The 13726-nt window shown below is 73.6% G+C and carries 14 protein-coding genes; 8 read left to right on the top strand and 6 right to left on the bottom strand.

Annotated features, from left to right (window positions below; all coding sequences use genetic code 11):
* Nucleotides 1-71 precede the first annotated feature (71 nt).
* From ABZ807_RS12170 to ABZ807_RS12150, 5 genes are all read left to right on the top strand, one after another.
* Complete coding sequence (locus ABZ807_RS12170; protein WP_357155660.1) at nucleotides 72-308, top strand: helix-turn-helix domain-containing protein; 237 nt, start codon at nucleotides 72-74, stop codon at nucleotides 306-308.
* Nucleotides 308-886, top strand: a complete 579-nt coding sequence (locus tag ABZ807_RS12165; protein ID WP_357156109.1) for a Clp protease N-terminal domain-containing protein — start codon at nucleotides 308-310, stop codon at nucleotides 884-886. Before ABZ807_RS12170 ends, ABZ807_RS12165 begins: the two co-directional genes overlap by 1 nt.
* A gap of 334 nt (nucleotides 887-1220) precedes the next feature.
* Nucleotides 1221-2012: a hypothetical protein gene (locus ABZ807_RS12160; RefSeq protein WP_357155658.1), complete on the top strand. Its 792-nt coding sequence runs from the start codon at nucleotides 1221-1223 to the stop codon at nucleotides 2010-2012.
* 68 nt (nucleotides 2013-2080) lie between these two features.
* The gene (locus ABZ807_RS12155) at nucleotides 2081-2602 is read left to right on the top strand and encodes a SigE family RNA polymerase sigma factor (RefSeq protein WP_357155656.1); all 522 of its coding nucleotides are present in this window, start codon (nucleotides 2081-2083) and stop codon (nucleotides 2600-2602) included.
* Nucleotides 2599-3834 carry a hypothetical protein gene (locus ABZ807_RS12150; protein WP_357155654.1) on the top strand — a complete coding sequence of 412 codons (1236 nt, stop codon included), beginning with the start codon at nucleotides 2599-2601 and terminating at the stop codon, nucleotides 3832-3834. The genes ABZ807_RS12155 and ABZ807_RS12150 overlap by 4 nt, the downstream gene beginning before the upstream one ends.
* A 930-nt stretch (nucleotides 3835-4764) precedes the next feature.
* Here the strand turns inward: ABZ807_RS12150 and ABZ807_RS12145 are convergent.
* The 4 genes from ABZ807_RS12145 to ABZ807_RS12130 all read right to left on the bottom strand — a co-directional run bounded on the left by ABZ807_RS12145 (nucleotide 4765) and on the right by ABZ807_RS12130 (nucleotide 8669).
* Nucleotides 4765-6027: a sigma-70 family RNA polymerase sigma factor gene (locus tag ABZ807_RS12145; protein ID WP_357156106.1), complete on the bottom strand. Its 1263-nt coding sequence runs from the start codon at nucleotides 6025-6027 to the stop codon at nucleotides 4765-4767.
* A gap of 3 nt (nucleotides 6028-6030) precedes the next feature.
* Nucleotides 6031-6423, bottom strand: coding sequence for a YciI family protein (locus tag ABZ807_RS12140; protein ID WP_357156102.1), 393 nt, complete (start codon nucleotides 6421-6423; stop codon nucleotides 6031-6033).
* Between the two features lie 423 nt (nucleotides 6424-6846).
* Complete coding sequence (locus ABZ807_RS12135) at nucleotides 6847-7512, bottom strand: response regulator transcription factor (protein WP_357155652.1); 666 nt, start codon at nucleotides 7510-7512, stop codon at nucleotides 6847-6849.
* Nucleotides 7500-8669 (bottom strand): histidine kinase, encoded by a 1170-nt coding sequence (locus ABZ807_RS12130; RefSeq protein ID WP_357155650.1) that lies wholly within the window; start codon nucleotides 8667-8669, stop codon nucleotides 7500-7502. Before ABZ807_RS12130 ends, ABZ807_RS12135 begins: the two co-directional genes overlap by 13 nt.
* A 130-nt stretch (nucleotides 8670-8799) precedes the next feature.
* On the opposite strand from ABZ807_RS12130, the gene ABZ807_RS12125 reads away from it, so the two are divergent.
* Entirely contained in the window at nucleotides 8800-9234 is a 435-nt protein-coding gene (locus tag ABZ807_RS12125; protein ID WP_357155649.1) for a DUF6069 family protein, read from the top strand.
* A 162-nt stretch (nucleotides 9235-9396) separates the two neighbouring features.
* Nucleotides 9397-10365 carry a sporulation protein gene (locus tag ABZ807_RS12120; RefSeq protein WP_357155647.1) on the top strand — a complete coding sequence of 323 codons (969 nt, stop codon included), beginning with the start codon at nucleotides 9397-9399 and terminating at the stop codon, nucleotides 10363-10365.
* 69 nt (nucleotides 10366-10434) lie between these two features.
* On the opposite strand, the gene ABZ807_RS12115 is transcribed toward ABZ807_RS12120, so the two are convergent.
* Together ABZ807_RS12115 and ABZ807_RS12110 are read right to left on the bottom strand one after the other, a co-directional pair.
* A complete protein-coding gene (locus ABZ807_RS12115) occupies nucleotides 10435-10800 on the bottom strand; it encodes a hypothetical protein (RefSeq protein WP_357155645.1) in 366 nt (121 codons plus the stop codon).
* Between the two features lie 233 nt (nucleotides 10801-11033).
* Nucleotides 11034-13076 carry a glycerophosphodiester phosphodiesterase family protein gene (locus tag ABZ807_RS12110; RefSeq protein WP_357155643.1) on the bottom strand — a complete coding sequence of 681 codons (2043 nt, stop codon included), beginning with the start codon at nucleotides 13074-13076 and terminating at the stop codon, nucleotides 11034-11036.
* 174 nt (nucleotides 13077-13250) lie between these two features.
* On the opposite strand from ABZ807_RS12110, the gene ABZ807_RS12105 reads away from it, so the two are divergent.
* On the top strand, nucleotides 13251-13658 hold the full coding sequence (locus tag ABZ807_RS12105) for a hypothetical protein (protein ID WP_357104888.1): 408 nt from the start codon (nucleotides 13251-13253) through the stop codon (nucleotides 13656-13658).
* The last annotated feature ends 68 nt before the right edge of the window (nucleotides 13659-13726 follow it).

Genomic DNA, 13726 nt, shown 5'->3' with positions numbered 1-13726 from the left:
GCGCAGGGGCTTCGACACGGATCTGTCAACGGGGGTTGACAACACCGGAGGTGTCAACGTAAGTTGACGACATGAGTCAGGCAACGGAACTCGCGGCGGCAGCCGGCAGCACCGACCCGAAGGTCGGGCTCCGGGCGGTGCTCGCCCTGCGCCGGCTCCTCGAACGGCTGGAGGTCGTCCAGGTGGACAACGCCCGTCGACAGGGCTGGTCCTGGCAGGACATCGCCGACACGCTCGAGGTCAGCCGGCAGGCGGTCCACAAGAAGCATGCCGGGCGACCGGCGGTCCGAGGATCCTGGGAGGCGTGATGTTCGAACGGTTCACCGACCGGGCCCGTGCGGTCGTCAACCGGGCGGTCGACGAGGCGCGGGCCGAGCGGCAGCGGCCGGTCGGCACGGAGCACCTGCTGCTCGGCGTGCTCGCCGACGGCGACGCCCTGGCCGGCCGGGTGCTCACCGAGGCGGGGGTGCGCGCCGAAGACCTGCGCGCCGCCATCGCCCGGCACACCGCGCCCGGCGCCAGCGGGCTCGGCGAGGCCGACGCCGCCGCGCTGCGGGAGATCGGCATCGACCTCACCGCCATCGTCGCCCGGATCGAGGAGTCCTTTGGCCCCGACGCGCTGCGCGAGGCCGCGCCCGCGCCGCGCCGCCGCTGGGGCTTCCGGCGGCACGACGACTCACGGTTCTCCCCCCGGGCCCGGAAGGTGCTGGAGCTCTCCCTGCGCGAGGCGATCCGGCTGCGCCACCGCCACATCGGCACCGAGCACATCCTGCTCGGCCTGCTCCGCGAGGGCGGCGGCCTCGCCGCCCTGGTGCTCACCGAGGCCGGGCTGAGCCTCGACGACCTGCGCCGGCGGGTCGAGACCGCGCTGCGGACGGCGGCCTGACCAGTGGCCGGCGGTGCGCGGGAGGCGGCGCGCGGCCCGACCGGTGGTGTCCGTCCTCAAACCTGATTGCGGCCTGTGCAACGTCGCCCCTCGCCGGCTCGCTGACCGGCCGCGCCTGCCGCACAGGTCGCGGCGCTGACCCGCGAGGTGCGGGTGGTCCGCGACGGGGACACCGACCGGGCCTCCGACCACTATCCGGTCGTCGCCGAGCTGGACCTGCGCCCGGCCTGACCGGCTCGCCGGTGGGCGCCACCGTGGGGCCGGCGCGTGCAACCGTTTCCGCCGCTGCGGCCATCCCAAGGGTGACAGCGCTGACGACGCGGGGGAGCGACCGATGTACGGCAGACAGGAACCCCTGGCACGCCCGCTCTTCCGGCCGGACTGGCTGCCCGACGGGATGACCCACCGAACGTGCTCCAGCCGGCGGCGGGAGCAGTCCCTGATCGCCTGGGAAGGCCCGCCGACGGGTCCGATGGCAGGGAGCCGGGTGGTGTCGGTGCGGGTGGACTCGGACGTGGATGTGTCCGCGACGTACCGCGGCTGGCGGAGTGGCCCGGCCGTACCGGTGCACGGCCGACCGGCGCGGCTGTGCACCGACCCGGAGGACGGGCATACCTCGCTGTCCTGGAAGTACGCCCCCGACGCGACGGTGACCGTGCTGGGCACCAACCTGCCCCGCCCCGCCGAGACGCTGCGGCGGATCGCCGAGGGGCTGGTCTGGGCGGAGCAGCCGGTCCGGGTGCCCTTCCTCGCCGTGACCCCACCCGACGGTGCGCGCTGGGACGGGACGGTCGTCGACTGGCGGGACGGTCGGTGGCACCGGGCACGTTGTGGGTATCGGCTGATCGGCTCGGCGGGACCGCACGAGGACCTGACCGTCGGTGTGGTGCGGGACGACCCGGACGGAACGACCGTCGCCGAACGGACGGTCCGGGTGGACGGCGCGCCGAGCGGCCTCGGGACGTACCGGGTGGGTGGGCTGGGCGCGGACTGCGCCGCCGAGGTCGCGGCATTCACCATCCGGGGCCTCGCCGCGCTGGGCGGCCCGGACGGTGCCCTCGCCCTCGCCGCCACCGTCCGCCTGGTCGACCGTCCCGGCGACGAGTCCACCTGGAGACTTCCGTGAGCCGTGCAACCGTTTCCGCCGCCCATCCGTACGGTGAGGACGTCGGCGTCCGGAACGGGGAGTGGTCGATGCATGCCACGCAGCGGCAGGAGTACGTGGAGTTCGTCGAGGCGGTGACACCGAAGCTGCGACGGACCGCGTACCTGCTGACCGGTGACGCGCACCGGGCCGACGACGTGGTGCAGCAGACCCTCACCCGGCTCTACGTGAAGTGGGGCCGGGCGCGGGGTGCCGACGACGTCGGCGCGTACGTGCACCGGATGCTGGTCAACGCGTTCCGGCAGGAGCGGCGCTCCCGGTGGTTCGGTGTGCAGCTCTTCGAGCGGGCACCCGAGCCCGAGCCTCGGGGCGGACCATCCGGCCCGGGGGAGTCCGTGGTGGACGCGGTGGCGGTGCGGGCCGCGCTGGCGGCGGTGCCGCCCGGCCAGCGGGTGGTGCTGGTGCTGCGCTTCTATGCCGACCTCAGCGTCGAGCAGACCGCCGAGGTGCTCGGCTGCTCGGCCGGGAACGTGAAGAGCCAGACGGCGCGGGGGCTGGCCGCGCTGCGCAGGCAGCTGCCGCTGGAAGACGCGACGGAGGTGAACCGATGACCGGGAACGAGGAGACGGTGGTCCGGGCCCTGTTGGCGAGGGCGGCTGACGAACTGCCGGCCGGAGGAGTGCCGACGGAGACGCTGCTGGTCGCGGGGCAGCGGGCGGTGCGACGTCAACGCGGGCTCGCCGCCGGCGCGGTGGCGGCGGTCGCCGCGGTCGTGCTGCTCGGGTCGGCCGGCCTGGTGGACGGGGCGGGCCCGTCGACCACGCGCGCCGACCAGGGGTCGCCGTCGCCCGACCGGAGCGTCCCGACCGTCGCCCCGAGCCGCCCCGCCCAGACCCTCTCCGTCGCGGCGGCAGGCGCTCCCACCACCACCCGGGGGGAGGCGCCGAGGGTGGCGCCGGCCCGGTTCGACCCGACCCGGCGGTCGTTCCGGCTCGGGTGGGTTCCGCCGGGCGCCGTCCACCAGTCGAGCCTGACCGGCGTCGCGATCCTCTCGGCGGAGGCGGACGTGCCGGACGCGCTGGTCCCGGGCGGGCCGGCGGAGCCGGGACCGATGATGGGCTCAGCCCGGTCGGTCACGGTCCGGATGGGCGCGCGTGGCGTCGACATCTTCTCGCCGCAACTCGGGTCGGGACTGGTGGGAAGTGGGGTGCCGGTCGGGGAGGCCCCCGGCAGGGCGGCAGCGCCGGTCGACGGGCACCCGGCGTTCCTGCACGGCGACGGGGAGCAGACGCTGCTGTCGTGGGAGTACGCGCCGGACGGCTGGATCTCCGTCACCGTGCGGAGCTTCACCGAGCCCGAGCAGGTCGCGCGTCAGGTTGCCACCGGGCTGACCTGGCAGGACCAGCGCGTCACCGTGCCGTTCCGGCCGGTCGCCGTCCCGGCCCGTGCCACGCTCGCCGGCGTCGAGCTGCGCACCTGGGACGGGAGGTGGCTGGACGCCGACGCGCGCTACCTCGTGCCTGGCGGGACCGGTGCCGAGGCGACTCGCCGGGACCTCTCCATCGGCGTGAGCAACGGGATGTTCGCCGGGGACGGGAGCGACTTCGGCCGCTCCAGGACCATGGTGGACGGTCGGCTCGGCTCGGCAATGGACGGCCCGAAGGGCCTGGGTGCCTACCGGGTCGCGCAACTGCCCGGCTGCGCCGACTGCGTCGCCGAGGTCGGCACGGAATCCCAGGCCGCCCTCACCGCGGTCGGTGGCCGTACCGGTGCCCTCCGCCTGGCCGCCTCCCTCCGCCTGGTCCCCACCCCCACCGACCCGGCCAACTGGCGTCCCCTTTGACCGAGGGTGTGAACAGGGACAAGGCCCGGACCGACGCGGCCGCGTCAGAGGACGAGGTTGAGCAGCACCGTCAGCACGACCGAGGCGAGGATCGAGAAGAGGATCATCAGGAGGCAGCCGATGCCCCCGCCGACCGGGCGGACCTCCGTGTTTCCGATACGCATGCCTTCACCCTGCCAGGGTCGTCAGTGAGCAGGGCACGGATCGCGTCGGCAACCTGCCGGGGCGCGGCGCCCTGCACGTGATTCCGAGGCGTCGGCCCGGCGAGCGGTGGTTCCCAGGCGTCGGCCCGCCGAGTGAGGGTTCCGTGAGCGTCGCCGGCCGAGCGGCAGTCCTGAGGTGTGTCGCAGACGCTTTGGAGCTGATGTTGTAAACGACTCACGGTTGCGGTCCGGCGGCCGGCGGCGGGCGGGCCTTCGCCCGTGATCCGTTCACGACATCAGCTCCAAAGCGGGCCGCCACCGGTCCCAGCGCCGACCAGACCCGTCGAGCCCGCCGGCCCGGCCTGCCAGGGCGGGCCACACGCCGGGCGGAGCCGGGTCGCCCTTCGGCGCGGGCAGGGGAGCCTCCGCCAGGGTGTCCACCGACCGATCAGCCCGCGGCTTCACAGCTCGCGCAGCCGGGGCAGCAGCTCCTGACTTGACCGGTTCAGTGCCGGTGACGCCACATCCTGAGGTAGGGATGATCGCCCCTGTGGCGGCCCGCGGTCGGCGTGGGTCGCCACAGGCCGTCCCGGCGTGCCGGGCGGGAACCCGGGCGGCTCGGCGCCGGGGCCAGCACCAGCTTCGGCTTCATCGCCAGCTGGAACGGCACCAACGCCGCGCCTGCGGTGACCTGCACCGCGAGCTGAGGCCCTCGCACGACCGGTGGCCGGGTCCGCGCGGACCCGGCCACCTCCCCTTCCGGGTACGACCACCCGGTCGGCCGGGGTCAGCCGTCCGCCGCCCCGCCGGCGAGCCGGGCGGCCCGCATGGTCAGGTAGCGCTGTTCGGGCAGGCTGGTCGTGCCGCCGGCCGCCGCCCGGTAGTGCGCCACCGCCCGCTTCCGGTCATCGGCCATCTCGTGAAGGTGCGCCCGGGCCGCGTCGAGCCGGTGGTGCCCGGCGAGCCGGGGGTCGGTGGCGAGCGTGGCGAGCGCCGCCAGGCCGGCCTCGGGACCGTCCACCATGGCGGCCGCCACCGCCCGGTTGAGCGAGACCACCGGGTTGCCGGAGAGTCGTTCGAGCACCTGGTAGAGGGCGAGGATCTGCGGCCAGTCGGTGGCGTCGGCGCTGGGCGCCTCGTCGTGCAGCGCGGCGATCGCGGCCTGGAGCTGGTACGGGCCGACCGGCCCCCGGGCCATCGCCCGGGTGACCAGCGTGGTCCCCTCGGTGATGGCGGCGGCGTCCCAGCGGCTCCTGTCCTGGTCGGCCAGCGAGATCAGCTCACCGGACGGGCCGGTGCGGGCGGCGGCCCGGGCGTCGGTGAGCAGCATCAGTGCGAGCAGCCCGGCGACCTCGCTGTCGTCGGGCAGCAGCGCGTGCATGGCCCGGGTCAGCCGGACCGCCTCCTCCGACAGGTCCACCCGGCGCAGGTCGGGGCCGAGGCTGGCGGTGTGTCCCTCGGTGAAGATCAGGTAGAGCACGTGCAGCACGGCGGCCAGCCGGTCCTGCCGGTCACGCTGGTCGGGCAGCCGGAACGGCACCCCGGAGTCCCGGATGCGCTGCTTGGCGCGGCTGATCCGCTGGGCCATGGTGGCCTCGGGGACGAGGAACGCCCGGGCGATCTCGGCGGTGCTGAGCCCGCCCACGGCCCGCAGGGTCAACGCGATCGCCGACGCCGTCGACAGCGTGGGATGGCAACAGAGGAAGAGCAGCACCAGGGTGTCATCCCGGTCCGTCGCCAGCGACTCGTCCGCCGCCGGGGCCGTGCGCCGCAGGTCGGGCTCCCGCCGGGCGGCGTGGTCCTCCCGCTCGCGCCGGGCCGTCTCGGCCCGGACCAGCTCGATCATCCGGCGGTAGGCGACCTGGACCAGCCAGCCGCGCGGGTTGTCCGGCAGCCCCTCCGTCGCCCACTGGGTGGCCGCGTCGAGCAGCGCCTCCTGGACGGCGTCCTCGGCGGTGGCAAAGTCGCCGAACCGGCGGGCGAGCACGCCGAGGACCTGCGGCGCCAGCTCGCGCAGCAGGTCCTCGGCGGGTCGGTCCGGGGTGTCCAGGCGTCACAGCTCCTGGGGCGGCGCCGACATGATCGGGTGCACCTCGATCGGCATGTTCAGCGGACGGCCGCCGGGGCCGGGGGCGGTGGAGATGTACGCGGCGATCCCGACCGCCCGCTGCGGGGTCTCGCAGTCGACGATCCACCAGCCGGCGAGGAACTCCTTGGTCTCGGCGAACGGCCCCTCGGTGACCACCGGCGCGCCGCCCGCGCCGGCCCGGACGATCCGCGCCTGCTGCGGCCCGGCCAGCCCCTCGGCCTGGACCAGCTCGCCGTCGGCGGAGAGCTTGCCGTCCACCTCCCGCATGAACGCGATGTGCGCGGCGATCTCCTCCGGCGTCCAGGTGTCGATCGAGGGGAAGTCGGTCCCGGCGGCGCTGAACTGCATCAGCAGCATGTACTTCACGGCTGGCTCCTCACGTCCGAGCACCGATTCTCGGTGCTTCCACCCTGAGGTAGAAGCCGCCGCTCCGGTTCTCGACATCCGCGCGGAGAAATTTCCGAACTTTCTCAGACGACCGCGGTGACCTCCAGCAGCAGCGCCTGCTCAGGGTGCAGGGCCGGCATCCACGATACTGGAGTGCCCGAGCAGGTCTTGCAGGGTTTCAGATCGTCGGGTTGATCGGCTCGCCGTCTTTCGGGTGAACACATACCCGGGAGTCGCTCCATGCGTTGCCGGCGGCTTGGCGCCGGTCGCGACAATGCTCGAGTTGCCGGCGGCGGTGTTCGTGCAGGATGGCGACGGTGTGCTTGTCCAAGGGCGACCGCACGGCGGCCGGCGGCGGTCTTCGGGAGCCCGCGGCGACGCCGTGGCACGCGGTCAGACGAGGCCGGCGTCGTGGGCGAGAAGCGCTATCTGAGTACGGTTGTCGAGGTCGAGCTTGGTCAGGATGTGCGAGACATGGGTCTTCACGGTGGCCAGGGTCATGTTGAGCGCGGTGGCTATCTCGGCGTTGTTGCGGCCCTGGCCGATCGCCACGACGACGTCGTGCTCGCGCGGGCTGAGCGCCGCGAGGGTGGCCTTGGCCCGGGCGTACGCGCCGGCCTGGACGGCGACCCGGTCCATCAGCCGGCGGGTGATCCGTGGGGACAGGATCGGCTCGCCGGCCGCGACCTGCCGGACCGCCTCGGCGATCCGGGCCGGCGGGGTGTCCTTGAGTAGGAAGCCGCTGGCCCCGGCACGCAGCGCGTACAGGATGTTCTCGTCGGTGTCGAACGTGGTCAGCACGATGACCTCGGGCGGCCGCGGGCGGGCCCGCAGGCGGCGGGTGGCGGTTATCCCGTCGACCCGGGGCATGCCTAGGTCCATCAGCACGACGTCGGGGGCGTGTGCGTCGACCGCGGCCGGCACCTGGTCGCCGTCGGCGGCCTCGCCGACCACTGCGATGCCCGGGGCACCGTCGAGCATCATGGTCAGCCCGGCGCGGACAAGCGCGTCGTCGTCGACGACGAGTACGCGTACCGGCGGCGGGGTCACGCCGGCCATGGTATCGACGCGTGCAGCCGGAACTCGCCGCCGACCACCTGGTGGTCGAGCTGTCCGCCGGCCAGGTGCACCCGCTCGGTGAGCCCGACCAGCCCGGCGCCCCCGGACCACCCGGGCGGCGCCGCCCGATCCGGCGTCAGCGCATTGCGTACGTCGATCTCCAGGCCCGCGCCGGGCCCGCCGTGCAGGGCGACCTGGACCGGCTGGCCGGCGGCGTGTTTGCGGGCGTTGGTCAGGCCCTCCTGGATCACCCGGTACGCCGTACGGGCCACCGACGGAGGCGCCTCGGCGGGCTCGTCGACCGCCTCGCGCAGCAGCACCTCGGTGCCGGCGTCGCGGGACTCCTCGACCAGGCGCGGGACGTCGGCCAGCACCGGCTGAGGGCGGATGCCTTCGCCGTTCGGCGGGTCGTCGTCGCGCAGCAGCGAGATCACCTCCCGCAGCTCGTCGAGCGCCTGGTGCACGCCGTCCCGGACGACCCCCGCAGCCCGGGACAACTGCTCGGGCGAGGAGTCCGGACGGTACTCCATCGCGCCAGCGAAGGTGGCCAGCAGCGACAGGCGGTGGGCGAGGACGTCATGCATCTCCCGGGCGATCTTGCGGCGTTCCAGCATGCGCGCCACGGCCACCCGGCGGCCCTGCTCCGCCTCGGCGCGGCGGGCCCGGTCGCGCAGCGAGCGGATCAGCGCTTCGCGGGCCTGCGCCCAGGCACCCCAGCCGAGCAGCGCACCGTAGCCGATGGTGACCAGCGCCAGCCACCAGCCGTACGACATGCCGCCGTTGGACCGCCAGACGCCTTGGACCGCGTGCGCGGCGAGCCCGGCCACCGCCACCGCGATCGCGACCGGGGCGCGCCGGCGCCGCGCCACCTGTAGCGCGCCGATCGTGGCCGGCGGGGTGGCCGCCGGCGAGATCGCGGCCAGCACGGTGAGCACGGCCGTGGTGGCGACCGGCCGCCACAGCACCAGCGGCGTCAGCAGCCAGCTCAGCGCGCCGGCCGCGAGGTCGAGCGCGAGCAGCGGGCCGGGCGGGCGGTCGCTCCACCAGCCCAGGATCGTCCCCGCGACGAGCACGCCGGACGTGGCCAGGAGCGTGGCCAGGGAGGCGATGCTGCGGCGGCGGTCGCAGTCTTCCGCCCCGAGGGAGAAGCTGTTCACCCGGCGAGGCTAACCGGCGGGTGCGGGCGCCGACACCTTCCAAAGTTGGTGGTCGGGTTCTCCTAAGCGGGCACCGGCGCAGCTAACGGCCGGATGTGCGCACCCGGCCTGGACCGCGAAGCTCGTCGGCATGACGAACGACATGCAGCAGTCCGACCCGACCTGGACCATCGCACGGCGTGCGGGCCGCGCGATCACCGTCGCCGCGGGAGCGGCCGGCGCCCTCCTCCTGTGGGTCGTCAACGACCCGTGGGCCGGCATCGACCTCACCGTCCGTCAGGGCGACGCCAACCAGCACATCGGCCCGGTCGTCGTCGCGGCGGCCGCGCTGGTCGCCGGCCTGGCCGCCTGGGGCCTGCTCGCGCTGCTGGAGCGCACCGTCCGCCGCCCCGCCCGGACGTTCCGGATCATCGCGCTGATCGTGCTGGTGCTCTCGCTGGCCGGCCCGCTGGGCAGCGGCGTCGGCACCAGCAGCCGGCTGGTGCTGCTCGGCATGCACCTGACCGTCGGCGCGGCCCTGATCATCGGGCTGCCCGGCCGACGGAACTACCGGGGGTGCCGGTAAGCCTACGCACCAGCGGCCAAGCCCACGAACAGCCGCTGGCCAACCCGACGCGGACGCACTGCCCCGTCCGCTTCCCAGGCACTTCACAGCGGCTCCGGTTAGGGTGCGCCGGGTAAATCTCCGCGCTCCGCACTGGAGCGTCTCGTCCGTACGGGAGTGTCGATGGTCTTCAAGAAGATGCTGAGCGCGTTCGGCGTGGGTGGGCCCAGCGTCGACACCGTCCTGGCCAACCCGAACACCCGGCCCGGCCTGACCCTCGACGGGCAGGTCAACATCGTCGGCGGCGATGCCCTGTCCAACATCGAGCAGATCACTGTCGGCCTGGTCACCCGGGTGGAGATCGAGGGCGGCGACACCGAGTTCGCCGGCATCATGGAGTTCCAGCGGATGGCGGTCAGCGGGCCGCTGCAGCTGGCGCCGAAGCAGCAGCTGTCCATCCCGTTCCAGCTGCCGGTGCCGTGGGAGACCCCGATCACCGACGTGTACGGCCAGCGCCTGCACGGCATGACCATGGGTCTGCGTACCGAACTGGCGATCGCCCGCGCGGTCGACAAGAGCGACCTGGACCAGGTCAACGTCCACCCGCTGCCGGTGCACGAGCGGATCCTGGAGGCCTTCCAGCGGCTGGGCTTCCGGTTCAAGCACGCCGACCTGGAGCGCGGGCACATCCGCGGCAGCCAGCAGACGCTGCCGTTCTACCAGGAGATCGAGTTCTTCGCCGCGCCGCAGTACGCGCAGGCGGTCACCGAGGTCGAGCTGACCTTCGTGACCAGCCCGCACGGCGTCGAGGTGATCCTCGAGTGCGACAAGCGGGGTGGCTTCCTCAGCGCCGGTCACGACGCGTTCGGTCGCTATACCGTGTCGCACGCCGACGCCGACCGGGTCGACTGGACGCAGGTCGTCGACGGATGGCTGCGGGAGACCACCTCCCGCTACGGCAGCCTGCGCGCCTCCGGCTTCGGCGGCCCCCAGAAGTACGGCCACGGCCACGGCCACCGGGGTCACGGCATGGGCGGCATGGTCGCCGGCGCGGCGCTCGGCGTCGCCGGTGGCCTGATCGCCGGAGAGCTCATCGGGGACGCCTTCGAGGGCGACTTCGGCGGCGACGACTTCGGTGGCGACTTCGAGTGAGTTGACGACGACGGTGGCCCCCGGGACGCGTCCCGGGGGCCACCGTTCTCACGGTGTTGATCTCGTGGGTCAGTGGCGTGCCATGCGCTCTGCACCGCTGCGGAAGCTGCTGCCCGCCTTGGCCAGGCCCCGGCTACCCAGGTAACCGATGGTCAGCAGGGTGATGAGGAACCAGGCCTGCGGGGCGCGGAAGACGTCCACCCCGGCCGCGTTGCTGCCGACCAGGTACGACGCGCCCAGCACGCCGATCACGGCGGCGACGTAGACCCAGAATTCGGTCGTGGCGAACGACAGCTTGGTCTCCGTCCCCGCTGCCTGCATCGGCCGCTCGCGGTGCCCGCCCTGCGCCATCGGCATCTGACGGGTCGGAGCCTCGTTCATCGGCGCCCGGTTGGGCGCCTCCTGCATCGGCGCTCGGTTGGGCGACTCCTGCATCGGCCGGTTTATGGGCCTGGTGGATGCAGCCTGCGTGCTCATCTGGTCCTCCTCAGGATTTGATGAGTGCCTGCACTCCCCCGCCCCGCTACCGCGTGTCGGCCACGGCGCGGTTCGCATTCATGGCGCGGGCACCTGCCGTCTACCCGGGCCCTCCGAGGAGGTAACACCATCCCGCCAGGGGATTGCCGCCGGCCGGTGGCGCCCCGCGGGAGCGCCACCGGCGTGGTACGTCAGCGCAGGCCGTTGCGCACGGCCACCTGGACCAGCAGGTCCGGATCGTCGGTGATCAGGCCGTCCACCCCCAGGTCGATGACCCGCTGCATCACCGCCGGATCGTTGACGGTGTACGGCACGACCGTGAGCCCGTACCGCTGCTGGAGCACCGGCACCCGGGGGCCATGGAAGTAGGCCGGGTTCTCCCGCAGGTACCAGTCGGCCGAGCTCACCGTGCCCTGGCCCGGGTCGTGCACCTGCCAGTTGGCTGACACCGTCGTCGCGCCCGAGGCGCGGACCAGCTTGCCGAGATCCTGGTGCTGCCACCAGTCCAGGCCACCGGTCCACGGGCTCCGCACCGACGGGTCGCCGTAGACGGCGCGCAGCGAGCATTCGTCGGCGAGGGAGGTGCACTCGTCCGGGCCGTACTGCCAGACCAGGGCGACCGTCTCGATCCGGGGGTCGAGCTGGTGGGCGTAGCGGATGGTGCGCCAGTCGAACGACTGGATTGTGGTCCGGCGGGTGAAGCCGGCCCGCTGGATCGCGCCGACCAGGGTGCGGGTGAAGCTGGCGTACGGCTCGGTGTCGTCCACCAGCGGACTGATCTTCGTCTCCACGTTCAGCCGCACGTCGTCGCGGCCGCTGGCGCGCACCAGGGCGAACACCTCGTCGAGGGCGGGAATCCGGGCGCCGGGCACGGCGACCTGGGCCGGGAACTCCGGCAACGTCCGGGCGCCGCAGTCGACCGTCTTCAGCTGGGCCAGGGTCAGGTCGTGCACCAGCTTGCCGACGTACGGGAACTCCGGGTCGCCTGGGCGCACCGGCGCGGTGTCGACGCAGTGCGACCCGTTGACCGTCCGGTCGTGCAGCACCACCAGATGTCCGTCGGCGGTGACGCCCGTGTCCAGTTCCAAGGTGGAGATCGCCGGGTTCTCCAACGCGTGCGCGAAGGCGGGCAGGGTGTTCTCCGGGCGGGTGGCCCGGCCGCCGCGGTGCGCCTGGATGTCGAACGGCGAGGCGTACGCCCGGGGCACCCGCTGGCCGCGCGCGGCCAGCAGGTCGCGGAGCCGGTCCGGGTAGTCGGTGATGATGCCGTCCACCCCGTCGTCGATCAGCTTCGCCATGGTCGGCACGTCGTCGACCGTCCACGGAATCACCTTGATCCCGTTGCGGTGCGCGTGGTCCACCAGGTCCCGGGTGACGTACGGCTGGTAGCCGGGGTCCGTCACGGCGCCGTTCTGCGGGAAGCCGTGCACCGGGGAGAACGCGCTCGCGCCGAAGCTGCGTACGGCCCGGATCGGGTCGCCGTCGAAGTCGTCGATGTCCAGCCCGCCGAGCCAGGGCGACGCGCCGGGCCGGCCGACCTGGAGGAAGTCGTAGTTGGTCAGGGCCACCACCGGCAGCCGAGGTTCGACCTGGCGCATCCGGATGAGCGCGCCCCAGTCGAAGCTCTGGATGGTGACCTGTTTCAGCAGCCCGGCGGCGCGGATCTCCCGTGCGGTCACCTGGACGAACTGTTCGCGGGGTGCGGTCTCGGTGGGCGCGCCGGCCTCCACCTTGGTCTCCACGTTGAGCGTCACGTCGTCGGCCCGGTAGCGCTTGACCAGGTCGAAGACCTCCCGTAGCAGGGGCATCCGGGCGCCGGGCACGGCCAGTTGGCCGGGCTTGTCCGGCAGGGTCCGGGATCCGCAGTCGAGGGTGCGCACCTGGGCCAGGGTGAGGGTGTTGACGTACTTGCCGACGTACGGGAACTCCGGGTCGCCGGGGCGCACCGGGGCGGTGTCGACGCACTTGGCGCCGCTGACCTTGCGGTCGTGGGTCACCACGGCCTGGCCGTCCTCGGTGATCTGCACGTCCAGTTCCAGCGTGCTCACGCCGAGCTGGAGGGCGTTGCCGAACGAGGCGAGGGTGCTCTCCACCCGCAGCCCGAGGCCGCCGCGGTGGGCCTGGAGGTCGAAGGTCCGCTCCGGTCGCGGTCGCGCCTGGGCGGGCGCGGCGAGACCGGACGTCACGGTCGCCACCACCAGAGCGACGATGGCGGTACGGCGTGTTCTTCGCACGCTGTCTCCCCTACGGGGGCGGGCGGTTCCCGCCAACCCGCCGGTCAGCATGGGCAGCGGGAACGGCCGGCAGGCGAGCAGCGGGCGGCCGGCCGGTGAACCGGCGCGGACCGGTTTGATCGCGCGCTGGCCGGGCAGGCAGTGGATTACCGCCACTTCTGCGAGGTGATGGACGTGCGTGAGGACGACACGATGCGGGAGTCCGCCCGCCGGGCCGAGGACCGGCTCACCGCCGGCGTGTACGGCGAGGGCGCCCTGGACGAGGTGACCGTGCCGCAGACGGACGTGCTGCGGGTGATCCAGGAGGAGGACCCGGACGACCCGGCCGACGTCCCGGTCGACCCGAACGTGCTGCGCGACGGCGGCCCGACCCGGGGGCAGGGCGCGTTGACCACCACCGGCGGCACCGCCGGCCCGGCGAGCGTCCGGCGGCTGGCCCGGCAGCCCGAGCGGCACCCCGGCGTGGTGGCGCCCACGACCACGGGCGACGCGACCACCGGCGGCATGAGCACCCCGGCCGGTGGGTCGACCAGCGACGCGTCCGCCCCGGGCAGCCACGTCGGCGACGTCACCGACGAGTGACGCCGACGACCGGCCCGCACCGAGGCCGGTCCGATCACGCTCGAACCGGGAAGTAGTGGTCTCACCCG

The sequence above is a fragment of the Micromonospora sp. NPDC047548 genome (assembly GCF_040642975.1).
GTDB lineage: Bacteria > Actinomycetota > Actinomycetes > Mycobacteriales > Micromonosporaceae > Micromonospora.
Note: the sequence above shows the minus strand (reverse complement) of the source record. Positions and strands in the feature narration are given on the sequence as shown.

Bases quoted from the DNA above. Each gene is read 5' to 3' on its own strand.
- ABZ807_RS12140 (WP_357156102.1), bottom strand. From the start codon at position 6,423: ATGCTGCTGATGCAGTTCAGCGCCGCCGGGACCGACTTCCCCTCGATC.
- ABZ807_RS12120 (WP_357155647.1), top strand. From the start codon at position 9,397: ATGGTCTTCAAGAAGATGCTGAGCGCGTTCGGCGTGGGTGGGCCCAGC.
- ABZ807_RS12165 (WP_357156109.1), top strand. From the start codon at position 308: ATGTTCGAACGGTTCACCGACCGGGCCCGTGCGGTCGTCAACCGGGCG.
- ABZ807_RS12135 (WP_357155652.1), bottom strand. From the start codon at position 7,512: ATGGCCGGCGTGACCCCGCCGCCGGTACGCGTACTCGTCGTCGACGAC.
- ABZ807_RS12115 (WP_357155645.1), bottom strand. From the start codon at position 10,800: ATGCAGGAGTCGCCCAACCGAGCGCCGATGCAGGAGGCGCCCAACCGG.
- ABZ807_RS12125 (WP_357155649.1), top strand. From the start codon at position 8,800: ATGACGAACGACATGCAGCAGTCCGACCCGACCTGGACCATCGCACGG.
- ABZ807_RS12160 (WP_357155658.1), top strand. From the start codon at position 1,221: ATGTACGGCAGACAGGAACCCCTGGCACGCCCGCTCTTCCGGCCGGAC.
- ABZ807_RS12155 (WP_357155656.1), top strand. From the start codon at position 2,081: ATGCATGCCACGCAGCGGCAGGAGTACGTGGAGTTCGTCGAGGCGGTG.
- ABZ807_RS12150 (WP_357155654.1), top strand. From the start codon at position 2,599: ATGACCGGGAACGAGGAGACGGTGGTCCGGGCCCTGTTGGCGAGGGCG.
- ABZ807_RS12170 (WP_357155660.1), top strand. From the start codon at position 72: ATGAGTCAGGCAACGGAACTCGCGGCGGCAGCCGGCAGCACCGACCCG.